Below are 17,080 nucleotides of genomic sequence, written 5' to 3'. Positions count from 1 at the left end.
GAGGCTGCTATGAAACGATATGTTCAACTGCTACAGATACTTCTGCTTTTATCATGCTTTGCCGGCACCATCACATGGGCGGCATACGGTTATTCCGAAGAAAAAACAGCGCATCCGATCAGCACAACCGCGGATCATTCGCAGTTTAAGGTATTGCAGAAAGATTTTAAGACAGGCCCGGAGGTGACTGAAGCCTGCCTCTCCTGCCATAATCAGGCCGGCAAGCAAATTATGAAAAACATCCACTGGACATGGAGTTATCATAACAAGAAAACAGGGCAGTTACTGGGCAAGGAACACCTTATCAATAACTTCTGCAGCAATGCCCGTGGTAACGAGGGCATGTGTGCTCAGTGCCATATCAGCTATGGCGCTAAAAACTTCAAGTTACCGAAGACACAGGATAAAATAGATTGTCTTGTCTGCCATGATACAACGGGGAGCTATTATCGGTTGCCACCCACCAAGGGTAGTCCTGCATGCTCTATTCTGTTTGCCGGAAAAAAACCGATCGACTGGAAGCAGGTAGCCCAGAATGTCGGCATGCCCGGTCGTGCAAACTGCGGATCCTGCCACTTTTACGGCGGCGGCGGTGACAATGTCAAACATGGCGATCTCTCATCCATCATGGCAAATCCGCCGAAATCGGTAGACGTTCACATGTCTCCGGACGGGCAGAACTTTGCCTGTACGGCCTGTCATATGACCCGGAACCATTTATGGAGTGGCAGCCGTTATCAGTTGCTGGCGAAAGATACCAAAGGTGTCGGCAAACCTGGCTTCCGGCGTATGGCGACATCATGCGAGTCCTGTCACGGGCTAACGCCGCACCCGAAGGGTTCGGTGAAACACCTGATGCTCAACACACATGTTAAACGCGTAGCCTGTCAGTCCTGTCATATCCCGGCGTTTGCCCGTGGTGGTGTAGCGACCCGCACGTTCTGGGACTGGCGTACAGCCGGCCGCACAAAAAACGGTAAGGGGTTTATGGAAGAGGATTATACTCAGGGTAACGGTGAAAAGCGGGAGACTTACTGGTCAATCAAGGGCAATTTTAAAAATGGCGAAAATGTCGTGCCTTATTATGCCTGGTTTAATGGTGAAACAATCTATACCACGGTAGACACCCATTTTGATCCGACCAAACCTGTTGATATCAACCACCTGGAAGGATCATCCGAAGATTCGGCATCGCGCATCTGGCCCTTCAAACGCATGGAGACATGGTTGCAATACGACAAAAAATACAACAATCTGGTTTATACACACCTGTGGGGAAATGACGACGAATCGTTCTGGGGTAACTTCAACCTGACCAAAGCTGTGGCGCGCGGAATGAAGGATGCAAACCTGCCCTTCAGCGGTCAGGTGGGCTTTATAAAAACCTACTCCTATTGGCCGACCACGCACATGGTTGCCCCGAAAGAGAATGCACTGGCGTGTATGGAGTGCCACAGTGCCAGCGGGCGTCTGGATGGGATCGGTGGTATATATCTGGCCAGTCATGATCGCTTTCCATGGCTGGATAAGACTGCATGGATTGCCATCGCCCTGACGGCTTTGGCCATTCTGATTCATATGCTGATGCGTCTGTTCGCAGGAGCGAGGAGGAGACAGTCATGAGTATGCACCGGATTATGATTTACACCCGTTTTGAGCGGTTATGGCACTGGTTGCAGGCGGGGGCCATTCTGACCCTGTTGTTTACCGGGTTGAGAATTCACGGCATTCATACGTTAATCAGCTTTGAAACTGCGGTAAATATCCATACAGCAGTAGCCACAGGGTTATTGGTACTGTGGGCTTTTGCCACCTTTTGGCTGTTTACCACGGGTAACTGGAGACATTATATGCCGACAAGGCAGGGGTTATGGCGCATCGTCCGGTTCTATTCCTATGGCATATTTCAGGGGGAGCACCATCCATACCGCAAGGCCTTCTGGCGCAAGCACAATCCTTTGCAGGCAGCTGCATATTTGGGGGTAAAGGTAGTGATTTTCCCGATGGTATGGATTTCGGGGCTGATTTACCTCTATCTTGTGCTTGGCGGAACATGGACAGGGCTGGTGAATTTTCCTCCGGCAGTGGCGCTGGTGCATACGCTGGCAGCTTTTGCCCTGATCCTGTTTCTGATGATTCACCTGTATATGTTGACAATCGGCAAGGGCTTTATTCATCATGTTACACCGATGATTGATGGTTTTGATGAGGTTGATCTGTCTGTTGTTGAAGAGGCCTATCTGGAAGCAGATGAGCCGGGACATATCAAAGATAATGCTGACGGATAATCTGATGACTATGTTATCTGCTGATAGCGATTACAACAGGTTGCTGCTAACGATTGCTTTGCTTCTGGGGTTCATTCCGGTGATCGGGTTCCAAGATTCTGCGCATGCCGATCCAGGTACCATTGCGTTCAGTGATTCGAACTACCCGGCACTCAACCTCACTCAATCCGGGCATAGTGCCGAACAAATCAGGCGTGGTGAATATCTGGTCAAAATGGCGGATTGCTTTACCTGCCATACCAATGAGGCGGATCATGGCAAACCTTTTGCCGGTGGCCTGAAGATAAAAACGCCATTCGGCTCACTATACGCACCGAATATCACACCGGATAAAGATACCGGCATTGGCACCTGGAGTGATGATGACTTTGTACGGGCTGTGCGTCAGGGCATAGCACCTGACGGCTCCTATTATTATCCGGTGTTCCCATATAATTATTTTAACAAGATGAGTCGTCAGGATGTGCTGGATATCAAAGCGTATCTGGATGCCGTTCCTCCGGTTCGGCAGAAAAATCATAAGCAGGAGATGAGGTGGCCGTTCAATTACCGCGTGCTGCAAGCTGGATGGCGACTGCTCTTCTTTAACTTCCGCAAGGGGGAATTCAAGGCAAATCCGGCTCTCTCTGCAGCCAGGAACAGGGGGGCGTTTATAGTAAAAGGCCCCGGTCATTGCGCTTTATGTCATACAACATTGAATTATTTTGGTGTCCCCGAGCAAAATCATTATCTCGCCGGAGCATTTGTGGAGGGCTATTATGCACCGAATATTACCTCACAAGGTTTGCGGCATCTGGCCAACAAGGATGTCGCGAATATTTTTCTGCATAATGAAATGCCGACACATGCCGAGCTGGACGGCCCGATGAAAGGTGTTGAACATAACAGCCTGCGCTATCTGAATCGTAATGATATGCTGGCTATTGCCAGTTTCCTGAAGTCAGTGAAGAGCCAGCCTCCCGCAGTGGAAGTGGAGATGGGCAGAAAATTCTCGCTGGATGATGGTAAAAAGCTGTATGAGTCCAGTTGCGAGATGTGCCATGCCAGTCAGCTGATGGGGGCGCCGGGCCCGGATAAACATGTTTGGGATGTGTTGCTGGATCAGGGACGCGAAAAATTATATGAAATAGCCATTCGTGGTAACGGCAATATGCCGGCCAAAGGTGGATGCGATGCCTGTTCCAATGGCCGGGTGAGAGCGGCTGTGGACTATATGATTGATCAGGCCGGAAAATCGCACAAGTGAGTGCCACTCATCCGTCGGTACCGATGCAAGCCGGGCAGAGCCCAATCCAGATGCGTTGTTCGCCGTATATTTGCCACTCCTTTAATGCTGTGGGCAGCAGTGGTAATTCCGGCTGTGCGCCGGGCAGATCGATAATGGTGCCGCATTTACTGCAACAGGCGTGATCGTGTGGCAGGGTATTACTGTCAAAAACTGCATTGCCATTGATTTCAAAGCGATTGAGAAGATTGCAGGACTCTAGCTGGCCCAGCGTCAGGTAAACCGTATTCATCGACAGGGCAGGATGTTCATTCTTGAGTTGCTGATAAACGCTGCGCGCGGTGACATGAGTATGTCTGGGTAGAACCAGTCCGGCCACGGCCAGACGTTGTGGGGTCAGGCGCAGGCCGTGGCTGCGCAACAGGGTGGAGATTTCATGGTTGGTTGACATGGGCGTATGGTTGCATACTATTCCTAAATAGTAAATATTCCTAAAAAAGGGGTGAATATGAAAACATATATATCATACTGTGCCATAGCGTTTATGACTGCGTCCGTCGGACTGGCTCAGGCAGCTGAGCGACCGGCCGATGTGCCTGAAGGCATGGGAGCACTGCCGGCTAGCGTACCCGTGCCAGCTGATAATCCGATGACCCCTGCAAAAGTCGAGTTGGGCAAGCAGCTGTACCTGGATCCTGCATTGTCGAAGAGCGGAAATATTTCCTGCAACTCCTGCCACAACCTTGGCTCATGGGGTGTGGATAATCAGGTGCGTTCGATTGGGCATAAATGGCAGAGAGGCGGCCGTAATGCGCCGACCTCATTTAACGCTGCATTCTGGTCAACGCAGTTCTGGGACGGGCGCGCTCCACAGCTGGAGGATCAGGCCAAGGGACCGCCGATGAACCCGGTGGAAATGGCCGATGACACAGAGGCGCAGCTCGTCGCGCGTTTGCAGGAAGCCGGTTACGGACCTGAGTTTGATAAGGTGTTCGGTAAAAACGGCCTCTCTTTCAATAACATGGCCAAAGCCATTGGTGCATTCGAGCGTACGCTGTTGACTCCGGATGCGCCATTCGATCGCTATGTGCGGGGAGAAGGCGATATTTCGGCTGCCGCCAAACGCGGTATGAAGAAGGTGGATGATATTGGTTGTACTTCCTGCCACTCGGGTCCGTTGTTCACCAATAATACATTCCAGCAATTTAACTATGGCACTGATACAGGTCGCGAAGCTGTGACCGGCAAGCATGATGATGATCATTACTTCCGCGTGCAGTCCTGGCGTAATGTAGCAATGACGGCGCCGTATTTTCACGATGGTTCGGTGAAAACACTGAGCGAAGCAGTACGCATAATGGCCAGGGTACAACTGGGCACGAAGCTGTCCGATGCCGATGTGGCCGATATCGTGGCCTTTCTGAAAACACTGACCGGTACACCTCCAAGCGTTACATATCCGGTCTTTCCGCGTCCGGCAGGTCACGCCCTGAACTGGATGGATTAGTCAAAACCGTTACCGCAGTGGGCAGGGAAACAGAGTCATAAGAAGATTTACGATCTTTATCAGATATTGTTTCTTCGTGACTCTGTGTCTCTTTGTCGTAAAAGGAGAGAATCATGGATGTATTTGATAAGGCGGTAGGTGGTGCCGATATAGTGAGTTGTCTCGGGCCACTCTCCGGCCTTGCAGGCACATGGAGTGGAGAGGCAGGCATAGATGTGGCAGCGGGTCGCCATGGCCCGGTGGAAACGCCGTATCGTGAGCGCTTGCAGTTTGAGCCGCTGGGGCCGGTCGTCAACGGTCCCCAGCTGCTTTACGGGTTACGCTACGCAACCACGGCATGGCCGTTGGGTTGTGACGACCCGTTCCATGAAGAGGTCGGTTACTGGTTGTGGGATGCCAAAGCAGGGCAGGTGATGCGTTGTTTTATGGTGCCCCGCGGCGTCACCATCAATGCCGGAGGCGATGCATCTGCGGATGCGACAGCATTCACCATGCAAGCCCTGCTCGGGTCAACCACCTTCGGCATCCTTTCCAATCCGTTTCTGGATCAGGCTTTCAGAACGGTGCGATATGATTTGTCGGTCGAACTGCATGAGGACGGCGCTTTTTCCTACCATGAGGATACCCATCTGCAGATTCATGGTGTCGAGGGAATATTCCACCACACAGACTGCAACCGCCTGACACGAATAACAGATTAGCCCCGTTGCAGAGCATATTGCTCATCTGGCTGAGTACGCTCGTATTTGCCATCATCCACAGTCTGCTGGCCACTCGTCGTTGCAAGCAATGGGCAGCATCAAACGGATGGGATGAGCCGCGCTACAGACTACTCTATACGATTGTGTCGCTATTGCTGACAGCTATATGGCTGTTCTGCATTCACGCATTGCCGGACCTACAGCTGTTTCGTGCAGAGGGTGTGTTGTTCTACATGCTGGTTATGCTGCAAATCACCGGTGCGATCATCATCTTCGCCGCCTTCAGACCGATCGATACCATGGCTTTTCTGGGGTTTCGGCGGTCGGCTCACGATGTCGATCCGTTTGTGATCAGCGGTATCTACCGTTATATGCGCCACCCGATGTATAGCGGAGTCATACTGATGCTGCTTGCCAGCCCGCTTCAGAGTATCAACAGCCTGAGTATGACACTGGCCGTTGCACTCTATTTTCTGATCGGATCCCGGCTGGAAGAGCGCAGGATGCTCGAACATCACCCGGAATATGCTGCTTACCGCAGGAGCGTACCTGCTTTTTTGCCTCATTTCCGGAGCTGTCGGCGGAGATGAACAGATGACGCTGCTGCAGGCCAATCATCTGATGGATGCAATTCCGTTCGTAGCCTCTAGGTTTTGCCCATGACGACGTCTCTGGCCAGCGAAACCCCTGTACCTATCTCATCTTCTGATCTGGATACGATGCTCCGTTTTTCCCGCACCGTGTTCCGCCTGAAAGATAACCCCGCCTATCTGGTAGCACTGGAAGATGAGCTGCCTGCTACTGCCCGTATTGCTACAGCATGGCCCAGTGTGCTGATGGGTTTTGATTTTCATTTGACTGCAAGTGGCCCGAAGCTGATTGAGATCAATAATAATGCGGGCGGCCTCTATATCGGGGACGGGCGTTGGTTACCTCAGCCCGCTAACGCACATCTGCCCGGCCTGTTGCCGGAGCGACTGGTCGCGATGTTTCCGCAACAGTGGATGAATATCGCCATCATGGACGAAGATGTCACTGCGCAATACATGTATCCGGAAATGTGTGCCTATGCCGATTTACTGCGTGCTGACGGGCGTCACGCCTGTGTAGTCTCTCCGCAGGATCTGCAACCGACAGGTGGGCGACTGACCTACAAGGATGAGTGTGTTGATGCCATTTATAACAGGCATACGGACTTTTATCTGGAGGAGCGTGAACTGGCTCATGTGCGTGCGGCCTACGAGGCAGGGCAGGTCGTGATCAATCCACACCCGCGCAGTTATGCACTGATTGGTGATAAAAGGCGCATGGTGGACTGGTGGCAACCGGGATTGCTGGAGTCATGCGTTGATATGAATCAGTGCGACCTGATCCGAGCTGTCACGCCGGAAACGCACAGAATGGCAGATATGGATCATCAGGCGATGTGGCGCGATCGCAAACAGTGGGTCTTCAAGCCTGCGGCACGTCACGGCGGTAAGGGCGTAATCCTCGGCAAAGCCATGAGTCGTAAGCGACTGGAATCTATGGATGTAGATGAGACCATTGTGCAACAACTGGTGCCTGCTTCCGAAGTGGAAGTGGAGGGGCGGCAGCTGAAACTGGATATACGCCTTTATATGCATGGTGAGAGCCTGATTGCGCTGGCCGGTCGCGCATGGAGCGGTCAGGTGACCAATTTTCGCGAGCCGGGCAGTGGCTGGGTCTCCTTAAGCATTGATGCGTGAATGCAGCATCGCAGTGGTTGTGCCTGTCCTCAATGAGCAGGCTCTGCTGCCTGCGCTGCTCGAGCGGTTGCATGCGCTGCCGGCCGATGAAGTGGTGATTGTGGATGGCGGCTCAACCGATGGCACATGTCAGATGCTGGAGAACTCAACCATCCGCTGGATCAGTCGTGCAGCAGGCAGGGCGAATCAGATGAATGCCGGCGCCTCTGTCACAGATGCGGATATTCTGTTGTTTATTCACTCGGATACAGAGATTAACTCATCCTGTTTTACGGCAGTCAAAAGAGCCATGCAGGATGCTGCTACAGTTGCCGGTCGTTTTGATATTCGATTCTCGGGCGGGCATCCGCTCCTGCGGATGATCGCATGGTTTATCAATACGCGCTCCCGCCTGACTTTGATCAGTACCGGCGATCAGTGTCTGTTTGTCCGCCGTTCACACTTTGAGGCGACAGGAGGTTTTCCTTCTCAGCCGTTGATGGAAGATATCGAGTTTACCAAACGGTTGAAACGACAGGGGCATATCGCCTGCCTGCGTGAGCAGGTTACCACCAGCAGCCGCCGCTGGGAGACACATGGCATACTCAAGACCGTGATGTTGATGTGGCGATTGCGCCTGCTCTATTTTTTCGGTGTCCCGGCAGGGGATCTGGCAAGCATGTACAGGCAGGTGCGCTGAATGCAGCAGGTGACAGGCATACAGGTCATCATCATGTGCAAGGCTCCGGTCACGGGGCGTGTGAAAACGCGGCTGACCTCCTGTTATTCGCCGGCTCAGGCAGCGGCCCTGCATGCCGCCATGGCAACAACCGTTATTTTGCGGGCTGCACGTCTGTTTGCAGATGTTGTGATAGCCGCTGATGATGTGACACACCCGTTCTTTGCCGGCTTTGATCTGCCGCTACGTGCACAGGGAGAGGGAGATCTGGGGCAGCGTATGGCGCTGCAGGCCCGGTATGCCTTTGCAGCTCGTGCCGGATCGGTATTGTTACTTGGTACAGATTCGCCTCATATGCCGGATGAGCGTTTGCTGCAGGCAGCCGACGCCTTACAGGATCACGATATTGTACTTGGTCCGGTGGAAGATGGCGGCTATGACCTGGTAGCCATGCGCAGGCTATTAGCATCAATATTTACCGGTGTTCAGTGGTCATCGGGCAAAGTATTGGTACAGACGCTGGTCAATATTGAGAGGCAGGGAGACGCTGTGGCGCTGTTGGATACCGGTTTCGATGTTGATTTTCCGGAAGATGTGGATCGGGCAAAGCAGTGTGGCTGGCAATGGCCGTAGCGTCAATCACCGGTTTACGTGGCGGCTGCGTTTCTTCAGCCTTGAGCGACTGCCAAGAGCAGGGTGGGGTGACTGGAGCGTGAGTATGGGGAAGTTGATCACATTTGAAGGTGGCGATGGTAGCGGCAAGAGCACGCAACTGCGTTTGACTGCCGACTGGCTGACATCAATCGGGAAGCGCATTATTACCACCTTCGAGCCGGGTGATACGCAGTTGGGTGCAAAGATTCGTCAACTGCTGTTATCCGGTGAGGATGTGCCGGTGCCTGAATGTGAGATGTTATTGTTTCTGGCAGATCGCGCCCAGCATGTGCGCGAAGTTGTGCAACCGGCCCTGCAACGGGGCGACTGGGTATTGTGCGATCGTTACAGTGATTCCACACTGGCCTATCAGCTGGCAGCCAGAAAGCTGGGCGCAGCTGATGAGCTCCTGCGTCAGATGCTGACATTTGCCGAATGCGGCGTGACGCCTGATCTGACACTCTGGTTTGATCTGCCTGTATCAGCGGCTCTGGAACGGATGCGCCAGCGACAACAGGCGGGGGAGAAGAGTACCCGTCTGGATGATGAGGCTCTCTCTTTTCACCAGCGGGTGACAGCTGCCTTCGCCAGTCAGGCTGAAGCGGAGCCGGGGCGGATGATGCGCGTGGATGCTGTCGGTGATATCAAGAGCGTTGAGCAGCAGGTTCATCATATCATCCGGACGCGTTTCTCCCTGTGAGTCACAATTCTCCGGTGCTGGGTCACCAACGGGTTGAGCTGCGTTTTACAGAGGCTTTGAAACAACAGCGTATGCACCATGCCTGGTTGCTCTACGGCATGAAAGGTATCGGCAAGCGTATGCTGGCCGAGAGGCTGACCGGCCTGTTGATGTGCGATTCCCATAACGATTGCGGCGAGTGCCATGGTTGCAGGATGCTTGCCGCTGGTTCGCATCCGGATGTGTACAGAGTCGGGCTTGCTGAAGGCAAACGCGATGTGAATATCGAGCAGGTACGTCAGATGCTCGGCTTTCTTTCCCTGAGCGGCAGCGAGGGTGAGCGACGAGTGGTGATCCTGGATGATGCGGAACGATTGAATCATCAGGCTGCCAATGCCCTGCTGAAGGGGCTGGAGGAGCCATCAGCGGGAAGTGTGCTGCTGATGGTTTGTGCCGACCTGGAACGCCTGCCCGCGACCATTCGTTCCCGCTGCATGCTGCAACAGTGCATGCCTTTGGCCGAACATGATGTACGCCGGATACTCGATGCGTCATTGATGGAGGGGGATAATAAGCCGGATGTCGCCACACTGGAGCTGGCTGTAGAATTGGCAGAGGGGTGCCCGGGTATGGTCGCATCTCTGCAGGATAAAAAAATTGCTGATGCACTGCTTGCATGGCAAGCGTTGATTGCGCAGCTGGATCATGCCGATATCGGGCGTGTGGATGAGTGGATCAGGCAGCATGTGGGCATTGTGCCGCATGCGCTGATTGTGCGCACTCTGCTTGCACCGGTTTATCCGCTGCTTCAGCAGCAGTTCGATGCAGCCTCATTCACGGCAGCAGAGTTGTTGCGCAGCGCAGCACATGATTGTGCCCGCTGGCCTGCGGATGTGGTGCGCAGTAGTCTGCGTGCGGCACCTACATTGCTGGCCTATGTGTTGGCTCTGCGCTCCGCGATCAAAGCGATGCCAGTAGACAGGACTACCTGAATCGGGCCACAGACGTGAAATTTTGTCTCCGATGCGGTAAAAATAACCGTGCCGGGGTGTTATCCCGGGGCCACAGTGTCGCATCACTATAGTTTCTCAACGAGCTGATATATAATACTTTTATGCTCTTTCATATCCCTGTTTTCGATAGTGGCCTGTATATTGCTTTGTTACAGGTATGTTGAATTCGGTAACTGGCCTCGGCGATATGATTACCAGCAAAGTGAAGCTGCTCTGCTGTTTTCTGGTATTGATATACGCCATGACCGGAACAGCTCTGGCGTCACCGGGTAGCGGAGCATTTGTTTACAGTAGTGATGCTGGCAATGAACTGGTTTATTACCAGGTTCGACTGATTGATTTTCATGGGGTAGCTGCGCGTGAAGTTGTCTGGGAATGCGGCAGTATGCAGGCCCGCCACGTGCTGCAGCAAAGTGATGGAAAGCCCCTCTATGCCTTGCGGAAAGATCTGCAGAAGCATGAGGAGGTGGAGGTGATTTACGGCCTGCACCGTGGTGAGCCGACCCTCTATCGTCGCCATGCAGGTACTGGTGTCGTTGAGCGGCGGATTGATCAGGATGGCCTGCTTGATCTGGGCGGTCTACCTGCCATGCTTATACCTGCGCTCGCAGGCAGAGATGTCTTTCGTTTTTCCGCACTGAACTACGCAGACGGAAAAGTCTATGATTTTCGGGCGATGCCGACCGGATACAGACAGGTAGCCACGGCTGCCGGCCGGGTGCGTTGCGCACTGATTGAGGTAAAACTGGACTCATGGTTATCTGCTCTGACGCCAAGCGTTCAGCTGGTTCTGCCCCTGTCACAAGCGGGGTTGCCGTTCATCGCCTATTCCGGACCGGCGCTGGCCGGCTCAGGCAGCATTTCACTGCGCCTTGTCGGTGCATCACCTTCACTGGCCATGCTGGAAACCCGTTAGCCCGGTCGGGATTAACAGATCCAATTGGGATTTGTCATGCCGGAGGCTGGCTCCTAGAGTCGGGGTAATGCTACAACACCCATTCGCGCGATTTACGCTTTATCTCTGGCCGCTGTTACTGGTTTTCGCACTGGGGCAGTTCATCATGCGCTGGACCGGCAATACCGAAGCATTGGGTATTACATGGGTACTGTCACTGGCCGATATGGTGGTTTTTGTATTGACCTTCGGCATAGCCGCCTGGCTCTCCTGCCGATCATTAAGCCGTTGTCTGAGATCTGCTAACCCTGAAAGGAGTGCGCGCAGAGTCGAAACAGTCATGGCAGATTTTCCCTGGCGTGTTCTGAAGCTGTTCAGCATTGCCGGTGTCAGTTTTGCCTTGTATCTGTTTGGTGCTGTCGCCCTGACGGCACTGGCCGGCGGGAGGGATCTGCCCCTTAGTGTGCTTATCTCCCTGTTTCTGAACTTCGGCTTTGGAGCCGGCGTACTGGCTCCGGCACTGGCAGTGGCCAATGCCATCGTATTCAGCGTCAATCTGCGCCTGCATCTCTCCGGACATGGTCTGTTTCAGGGCCATCTGGATGAAGGGCACTCTTTCCGACAGTTTACGTCCTCCACACATCGGCCCTGGCTGGTATTTATGGTTACCGGCCTGGTTCCGACCCTGATTCTCTCCGCCTATGTCTATCTGTCTCTGAGCGGTGATGAATCCAGCCGTCACTTTATTCTGATGCAGGCGCTGGTGCTGCTGATGATGTCGGTTTCAGCCAGTATGATACTGGTGTGGACGATCAGCCATACGCTTAAACGTGTTACCCAGGAACTGGAATCCGGCCTGAAGAAACTGGCTAAGGGGCAGTTCGATGCCTGTGTGCCGGTGTTGATGGATGATGAATTTGGTGATTTGGCGCTTGGCCTGAATACGGCCATGCGAGGCCTGCGCGAGCGGGAGGATCTGAAAGATTCTTTGGCCATAGCTGCCGAGATCCAGCAGGGGTTGCTGCCTAAGTTTGCACCGGTCATTCCGTTTTACCAACTGCTCGGGTTTCAGCAGACCTGCTTTTCCGTGGGCGGTGATTATTACGATTATATCGAACTGGAAGATGGGCGTATCTGGCTGATGATTGCCGATGTCTCCGGTAAGGGTTATCCGGCCGCACTGACCATGGCAAATCTGCAAGCCATGCTGCGAGGTCTGGCTACGCTGGACTGGCCAATTGAAGAGGCTGCGAACTATCTCAATGAAGCGCTGTGTGAGACATTGACCGGCGGGCGCTTTGTGACATTGTTTATGGGTAAATTGCAGCCGCAGTCACACTCTCTGATATGGATCAATGCCGGCCATGTGCCACCGTTGCTGCTGCGCAGTCATGATGGCGTTGAGCAGCTTGCAGCGCTGTCGCCGCCGCTCGGTCTGGTTAAGGGGATCAGTTATGAGGTGACGCGTACGGAGCTTGATGAGGGCGATACCCTGTTCTGCTATACCGACGGTGTAACCGAATCTTCCAGCCATAACGGGCATGAACGCTTTGGCGAGGCTCGACTCAAGCAATGGTTGTTGGAACACAAGGATATTACCGACCTGAAGCAGCTGCCCGAAGCGCTGCTTAACAGGTTGAACGATTATGGCCGTAGCGATGATGATGATGACCTGACGCTGTTATGCGTGCGTCATTGTGAGGCAAACAAGGAGCAAATATGAGCGAGTATAGAACGGAATCGGATTCGATGGGGCAGATGCAGGTGCCGGCTGAGGCGATGTACGGTGCATCAACGGCGCGTGCAGTCGAAAACTTTCCGGTATCAACCTTGCGATTCCCGCGGGAATTTATCAAGGCGCTGGGGCATATCAAGCAGGCTGCCGCATCGGTCAACCTGGGGCTGGGCCGCTTGCCCAAGAATCGGGCCGAGCTGATTCGCAAGGCGACTGCCGAAATGATCGAGGGTAAGTGGGATGACCAGTTTGTGCTGGATATTTTCCAGACAGGTTCCGGTACATCCACCAATATGAATGCCAATGAGGTGCTTGCCCACCGCTGCGCGCAACTCAGCAGTAAAGTGAGTGTTCACCCCAATGACGATATCAATATGGGGCAGTCCTCCAATGATGTGATCCCAACCGCTATCCATCTGGCCGCAACCGACCTGCTGCTCGCCGACCTGATTCCTGCGCTGAAGCAGCTGCATGTGGAACTGGTAAAGAAAGCGAAGGCGAACGACACAGTTATCAAGATCGGTCGCACCCACCTGATGGATGCCACTCCGATTACGCTCGGCCAGGAGATCTCCGGCTGGGCAAGACAGGTGGAGCTGGGCATCCAGCGACTGGAGAGCTGTCTGCCGCGTATCACCGAACTTGCTCAGGGCGGTACCGCCGTAGGCACAGGTTTGAACACCCATGCCGAGTTTGGCGCCCGCATTGCCATGCAGCTTTCCCGTGATTACGGCATCAAATTCAATGAAGCATCCAACCATTTTGAGGCACAGGCGGCACAGGATGCGGCAGTTGAACTCTCCGGCCAGCTGAAAACAGTGGCTGTGAGTCTGGTCAAGGTTGCCAATGATGTGCGATTGCTCAATGCCGGCCCCAGATGCGGGCTGGGAGAAATTACGGTGCCGTCCGTGCAGCCCGGCTCATCCATCATGCCCGGCAAGGTTAATCCGGTAATTGCCGAGTCATTGGCGCAGGTCTGTGCACAGGTGATCGGGAATGATGCGGCGATCAGCTTTGCCGGCGCTTCCGGCCTGCTGGATTTAAATGTAATGCTGCCGGTGATTGCGCATAACCTGCTGGAATCGGAGAGATTACTGGCTTCCGCCTCGCGTATGTTTGCAGAGAAGTGCATTGAAGGTTTAACAGCAAATACAGAGCGTTGTGCCGAACAGATCGAGTGGAGCATGAGCATGGTTACCTCGCTTGCGCCTGTGATCGGGTATGACAGGGCATCGAAGATTGCCAAGCAGGCCGTGGCTGAAGGCAAGACGGTGCGTCAGCTATGCGAAGAGCAGGACGTGATGCCACTGGCAGATTTAAAACGCCTGCTGGATCCGGCGACAATGCTGCATCCCAACCGTTGATGTTTCAGCACGGGCGTTTGATGCCGGATTTCATTGGGCAGGCTGCCGAAAAGGGAATATATGCTGTTGGTTAAATGATCAAGGCAATCAATGAATGATGCCCTGTGGCTGTCACAGGCCGGGAGAGCGCATGGATTATCAGGTTAGTGATGCGGAAAAGAAGCGGGCGCGTACTCCGCATAATCTGTTTGTGCTCAACATATTCTTTTTCAACCTGTTGATGACACCGGCCGCTATCGTGCTCAATGTCGGCATGTACGGTTTTCTGATACCGCTGTTTTGTTCGCTCTCCGTCATTGTCTACATATATCTGCGCTCAACAAAAACGACGGCGTGGTTTGTCGATATGCATTGGCGCCTCTCTTTCAGGCGCTGTCTGTGGCTGATGGGGGGCTATGGCATCACGGCCGTGCTGATGCTCGCAGGGTGGTTAATCAGTCAGGCTGCCGCAGATGCCCGCATGGCTGAGATCATGTTTACAGCTATTTCGCGCATTGCCGTGTTACCAACGTTGCTGGCTGTCATGGTTACCGTCGTGTTTGAAGCGGGGGCTTTGCAGCTGGTGAATAAGGGCGAGGTTCCGGACAGGCTGGCAGAGCAGTTTCCCCCGGGCTGAATGCTGAAACTGTATCGCGGTGAAAGTGGCAGGCAGCTTGTCGGGGTGCCTGCATGATTGTGCTGGAAAGGGCGTAGCGCATCGGTCACACTGCCGCCATGCTTGAAGTGTCCGATCTCTCTCTTTCTGTATCCATTCAGGGTGAATCCGTTGAAGCGGTCTCCGGGGTTTCATTGAAACTAAAGGCGGGGTCTGTGCTGGGTCTGGTAGGGGAGTCCGGCTGCGGTAAATCGATGACGGCCCAGGCCATGTTGCGACTGGGCGAACATCAGGGCGTGACGAAAGCTGGCGGTGATATCCTGATTGACAGACAAAGTCTGTTCAGTATGGATGACGAAACACTGCGACACATACGGGGCGGTCGCATCGCGATGATATTCCAGGAGCCGATGACGGCACTCAATCCGGTGTTTTCTGTCGGCAGCCAGCTGATTGAGGTGATCCGCCTGCATCTGGATATGGATAAACGACAGGCCCGCGCACGGGCGATTGGTCTGCTGCAGGATGTCGGCATGCAGGATGCGGAGCAGTTGCTGGCGCAGTATCCGGATGCGCTCTCCGGCGGTATGCGCCAGCGCGTGCTTATTGCCATGGCGATGGCAGCCGATCCCGATTATATCATTGCCGATGAGCCGACCACGGCGCTCGATGTATCGGTTCAAAAACGCATTATCGCGCTGCTGCTGAACCTGCAGAAAAAGCGCAATCTCGGCCTGTTACTGGTGACGCATGATTTCGGGCTGGTGGCGGAGATGTGTGACCAGGTGGCGGTGATGTATGCCGGCCAGATCGTTGAAGCAGGGCCGGTAAAAGAGATCTTCGATCATCCGGCGCACCCATATACGCGTGCGCTGATGGGCTGCAGACCGGAAGTGTCGGAACCGGGAGTGTTGATGCCTGTGATTGGCGGGCAGGTGCCACCGCCGGGTCGCTGGCCGGCCGGTTGTCATTTTGCCCCGCGCTGTGCATTGGCTGATAACGCCTGTCAGGCGCCTGTGGCCGCGAAGGCCTGGAGAAGTGGAGAGCATATTGCCCGCTGCCTGCATGTGCCGGAGGTCGGACAATGACGCCAATACTGACCGCTGCCAACCTGCATAAAAGCTTCTCCGGTGGTGGCATGTTTCGCGCCGTCACCGGCGAGAAGAGGGCGGTGATTGATGCCTCATTTGAGCTGGCCGCCGGAGAAACACTGGCCATTGTTGGTGAATCGGGCAGCGGCAAGTCTACCACGGCGCGTATGGCAATGCGTCTGTTACCAATCGATTCGGGGCAGATGCTCTGGGATGGCGAGGATGTTTCATCCCTAAGTGCGCGTGCGCTGAGATCCCGTCGTCATTTTATCCAGATGGTCTTTCAGGACCCGTTCGCTTCTCTCAATCCCCGCATGAAAATATGGGAGTCGGTGGCTGAAGGCTTAAGGGTGCACCACCGCGATCTCTCTCACAGCCAGAGGCGCCAGCGGGTAGCCGAAACACTGGCCCTGTGCGGGCTGGATGATTCGGGCATGGATCGTTATCCGCACCAGTTTTCCGGTGGTCAGCGTCAGCGTATCGGCATAGCCCGCGCTCTGGTCGTGGAGCCGAAAGTGCTGGTGCTGGATGAGCCGGTATCGGCGTTGGATGTATCGGTGCAGGCGCAAATTCTGAACCTGCTCAACAAGTTACAGCGCGATCGCGGGCTCTCCTATCTGTTTATTTCGCACGATCTGTCGGTGGTGCGCCATATTGCCGACCGTGTAGCTGTCATGTTTGCCGGTCGCATTGTTGAGACAGGCAGTGCAGAAACGGTGTTTGGCCGTTGTCGGCATCCCTATACGCAAGCCTTGCTGGATGCGCGTCCCATTGCCCATCCTGCTGAACGGGCGCTGGATAGCGTACCGGTTGCTGCCGATGAAGGCGTGGCTGGTTCCGGTTGTCCGTTTCAACTGCGTTGTCCGCGGGTGCAGGCCGACTGCGCCAACTTTGACTGCCGCCTTAATGCAGAGGGTTATGCCTGCTTGCACCCCTGTCGGTGAAAAA

The 17,080-nt window shown here is 54.2% G+C and carries 18 protein-coding genes; 17 read left to right on the top strand and 1 reads right to left on the bottom strand.

Annotation, left to right across the window (positions count from 1 at the left end; genetic code table 11):
- Nucleotides 1-9 precede the first annotated feature (9 nt).
- The 3 genes from SPV1_RS09795 to SPV1_RS09785 are packed head-to-tail and all read left to right on the top strand — an operon-like array spanning nucleotide 10 to nucleotide 3,534.
- On the top strand, nucleotides 10-1,623 hold the full coding sequence (locus SPV1_RS09795; RefSeq protein ID WP_009851026.1) for a tetrathionate reductase family octaheme c-type cytochrome: 1,614 nt from the start codon (nucleotides 10-12) through the stop codon (nucleotides 1,621-1,623).
- Entirely contained in the window at nucleotides 1,620-2,288 is a 669-nt protein-coding gene (locus SPV1_RS09790) for a cytochrome b/b6 domain-containing protein (protein ID WP_009851025.1), read from the top strand. The genes SPV1_RS09795 and SPV1_RS09790 overlap by 4 nt, the downstream gene beginning before the upstream one ends.
- Nucleotides 2,289-2,292: 4 nt before the next feature.
- The gene (locus tag SPV1_RS09785; RefSeq protein WP_040881931.1) at nucleotides 2,293-3,534 is read left to right on the top strand and encodes a cytochrome c5 family protein; all 1,242 of its coding nucleotides are present in this window, start codon (nucleotides 2,293-2,295) and stop codon (nucleotides 3,532-3,534) included.
- 7 nt (nucleotides 3,535-3,541) lie between these two features.
- On the opposite strand, the gene SPV1_RS09780 is transcribed toward SPV1_RS09785, so the two are convergent.
- A complete protein-coding gene (locus SPV1_RS09780; protein WP_009851023.1) occupies nucleotides 3,542-3,964 on the bottom strand; it encodes a Fur family transcriptional regulator in 423 nt (140 codons plus the stop codon).
- A 57-nt stretch (nucleotides 3,965-4,021) separates the two neighbouring features.
- Between SPV1_RS09780 and SPV1_RS09775 the strand changes: the two genes are divergently transcribed.
- From SPV1_RS09775 to SPV1_RS09710, 14 genes are all read left to right on the top strand, one after another.
- On the top strand, nucleotides 4,022-5,020 hold the full coding sequence (locus tag SPV1_RS09775; RefSeq protein ID WP_009851022.1) for a cytochrome-c peroxidase: 999 nt from the start codon (nucleotides 4,022-4,024) through the stop codon (nucleotides 5,018-5,020).
- A gap of 113 nt (nucleotides 5,021-5,133) precedes the next feature.
- Complete coding sequence (locus SPV1_RS09770; RefSeq protein WP_009851021.1) at nucleotides 5,134-5,721, top strand: heme-binding beta-barrel domain-containing protein; 588 nt, start codon at nucleotides 5,134-5,136, stop codon at nucleotides 5,719-5,721.
- 5 nt (nucleotides 5,722-5,726) lie between these two features.
- Nucleotides 5,727-6,311 carry a methyltransferase family protein gene (locus SPV1_RS09765; protein ID WP_009851020.1) on the top strand — a complete coding sequence of 195 codons (585 nt, stop codon included), beginning with the start codon at nucleotides 5,727-5,729 and terminating at the stop codon, nucleotides 6,309-6,311.
- 69 nt (nucleotides 6,312-6,380) lie between these two features.
- Nucleotides 6,381-7,448 (top strand): hypothetical protein, encoded by a 1,068-nt coding sequence (locus SPV1_RS09760; RefSeq protein ID WP_009851019.1) that lies wholly within the window; start codon nucleotides 6,381-6,383, stop codon nucleotides 7,446-7,448.
- The gene (locus SPV1_RS09755) at nucleotides 7,441-8,127 is read left to right on the top strand and encodes a TIGR04283 family arsenosugar biosynthesis glycosyltransferase (RefSeq protein WP_009851018.1); all 687 of its coding nucleotides are present in this window, start codon (nucleotides 7,441-7,443) and stop codon (nucleotides 8,125-8,127) included. Before SPV1_RS09760 ends, SPV1_RS09755 begins: the two co-directional genes overlap by 8 nt.
- Entirely contained in the window at nucleotides 8,128-8,739 is a 612-nt protein-coding gene (locus SPV1_RS09750; RefSeq protein ID WP_009851017.1) for a TIGR04282 family arsenosugar biosynthesis glycosyltransferase, read from the top strand.
- Nucleotides 8,740-8,824: 85 nt separating this feature from the next.
- Nucleotides 8,825-9,460, top strand: coding sequence for a dTMP kinase (tmk, locus tag SPV1_RS09745; protein ID WP_009851016.1), 636 nt, complete (start codon nucleotides 8,825-8,827; stop codon nucleotides 9,458-9,460).
- Between the two features lie 14 nt (nucleotides 9,461-9,474).
- On the top strand, nucleotides 9,475-10,431 hold the full coding sequence (locus tag SPV1_RS09740) for a DNA polymerase III subunit delta (RefSeq protein ID WP_040881930.1): 957 nt from the start codon (nucleotides 9,475-9,477) through the stop codon (nucleotides 10,429-10,431).
- A gap of 178 nt (nucleotides 10,432-10,609) precedes the next feature.
- Complete coding sequence (locus SPV1_RS09735) at nucleotides 10,610-11,368, top strand: hypothetical protein (RefSeq protein WP_009851014.1); 759 nt, start codon at nucleotides 10,610-10,612, stop codon at nucleotides 11,366-11,368.
- 67 nt (nucleotides 11,369-11,435) lie between these two features.
- The gene (locus SPV1_RS09730) at nucleotides 11,436-13,070 is read left to right on the top strand and encodes a PP2C family protein-serine/threonine phosphatase (RefSeq protein ID WP_009851013.1); all 1,635 of its coding nucleotides are present in this window, start codon (nucleotides 11,436-11,438) and stop codon (nucleotides 13,068-13,070) included.
- Nucleotides 13,067-14,446: a class II fumarate hydratase gene (locus tag SPV1_RS09725; protein WP_009851012.1), complete on the top strand. Its 1,380-nt coding sequence runs from the start codon at nucleotides 13,067-13,069 to the stop codon at nucleotides 14,444-14,446. The genes SPV1_RS09730 and SPV1_RS09725 overlap by 4 nt, the downstream gene beginning before the upstream one ends.
- Nucleotides 14,447-14,576: 130 nt before the next feature.
- Complete coding sequence (locus SPV1_RS09720; RefSeq protein WP_009851010.1) at nucleotides 14,577-15,062, top strand: hypothetical protein; 486 nt, start codon at nucleotides 14,577-14,579, stop codon at nucleotides 15,060-15,062.
- A gap of 98 nt (nucleotides 15,063-15,160) precedes the next feature.
- On the top strand, nucleotides 15,161-16,129 hold the full coding sequence (locus tag SPV1_RS09715) for an ABC transporter ATP-binding protein (RefSeq protein WP_009851009.1): 969 nt from the start codon (nucleotides 15,161-15,163) through the stop codon (nucleotides 16,127-16,129).
- A complete protein-coding gene (locus SPV1_RS09710; protein ID WP_009851008.1) occupies nucleotides 16,126-17,076 on the top strand; it encodes an ABC transporter ATP-binding protein in 951 nt (316 codons plus the stop codon). Before SPV1_RS09715 ends, SPV1_RS09710 begins: the two co-directional genes overlap by 4 nt.
- Nucleotides 17,077-17,080: the final 4 nt, after the last annotated feature.

Origin of the sequence: Mariprofundus ferrooxydans PV-1 (assembly GCF_000153765.1) — a bacterium.
GTDB classification, from domain to species: Bacteria; Pseudomonadota; Zetaproteobacteria; order Mariprofundales; family Mariprofundaceae; genus Mariprofundus; species Mariprofundus ferrooxydans.
The sequence above is the reverse complement of the archived record's forward strand: the minus strand, read 5'-3'. Positions and strand labels throughout refer to the sequence as shown.

Excerpts from the sequence above, each read along its gene's own strand:
- SPV1_RS09735 (WP_009851014.1), top strand. The coding sequence starts at position 10,610 with ATGTTGAATTCGGTAACTGGCCTCGGCGATATGATTACCAGCAAAGTG.
- SPV1_RS09715 (WP_009851009.1), top strand. The coding sequence starts at position 15,161 with ATGCTTGAAGTGTCCGATCTCTCTCTTTCTGTATCCATTCAGGGTGAA.
- SPV1_RS09710 (WP_009851008.1), top strand. The coding sequence starts at position 16,126 with ATGACGCCAATACTGACCGCTGCCAACCTGCATAAAAGCTTCTCCGGT.
- SPV1_RS09755 (WP_009851018.1), top strand. The coding sequence starts at position 7,441 with ATGCGTGAATGCAGCATCGCAGTGGTTGTGCCTGTCCTCAATGAGCAG.
- SPV1_RS09725 (WP_009851012.1), top strand. The coding sequence starts at position 13,067 with ATGAGCGAGTATAGAACGGAATCGGATTCGATGGGGCAGATGCAGGTG.
- SPV1_RS09775 (WP_009851022.1), top strand. The coding sequence starts at position 4,022 with ATGAAAACATATATATCATACTGTGCCATAGCGTTTATGACTGCGTCC.
- SPV1_RS09790 (WP_009851025.1), top strand. The coding sequence starts at position 1,620 with ATGAGTATGCACCGGATTATGATTTACACCCGTTTTGAGCGGTTATGG.
- SPV1_RS09750 (WP_009851017.1), top strand. The coding sequence starts at position 8,128 with ATGCAGCAGGTGACAGGCATACAGGTCATCATCATGTGCAAGGCTCCG.
- SPV1_RS09770 (WP_009851021.1), top strand. The coding sequence starts at position 5,134 with ATGGATGTATTTGATAAGGCGGTAGGTGGTGCCGATATAGTGAGTTGT.
- SPV1_RS09795 (WP_009851026.1), top strand. The coding sequence starts at position 10 with ATGAAACGATATGTTCAACTGCTACAGATACTTCTGCTTTTATCATGC.
- SPV1_RS09730 (WP_009851013.1), top strand. The coding sequence starts at position 11,436 with ATGCTACAACACCCATTCGCGCGATTTACGCTTTATCTCTGGCCGCTG.
- SPV1_RS09760 (WP_009851019.1), top strand. The coding sequence starts at position 6,381 with ATGACGACGTCTCTGGCCAGCGAAACCCCTGTACCTATCTCATCTTCT.
- SPV1_RS09720 (WP_009851010.1), top strand. The coding sequence starts at position 14,577 with ATGGATTATCAGGTTAGTGATGCGGAAAAGAAGCGGGCGCGTACTCCG.
- tmk (WP_009851016.1), top strand. The coding sequence starts at position 8,825 with ATGGGGAAGTTGATCACATTTGAAGGTGGCGATGGTAGCGGCAAGAGC.
- SPV1_RS09785 (WP_040881931.1), top strand. The coding sequence starts at position 2,293 with ATGACTATGTTATCTGCTGATAGCGATTACAACAGGTTGCTGCTAACG.
- SPV1_RS09780 (WP_009851023.1), bottom strand. The coding sequence starts at position 3,964 with ATGTCAACCAACCATGAAATCTCCACCCTGTTGCGCAGCCACGGCCTG.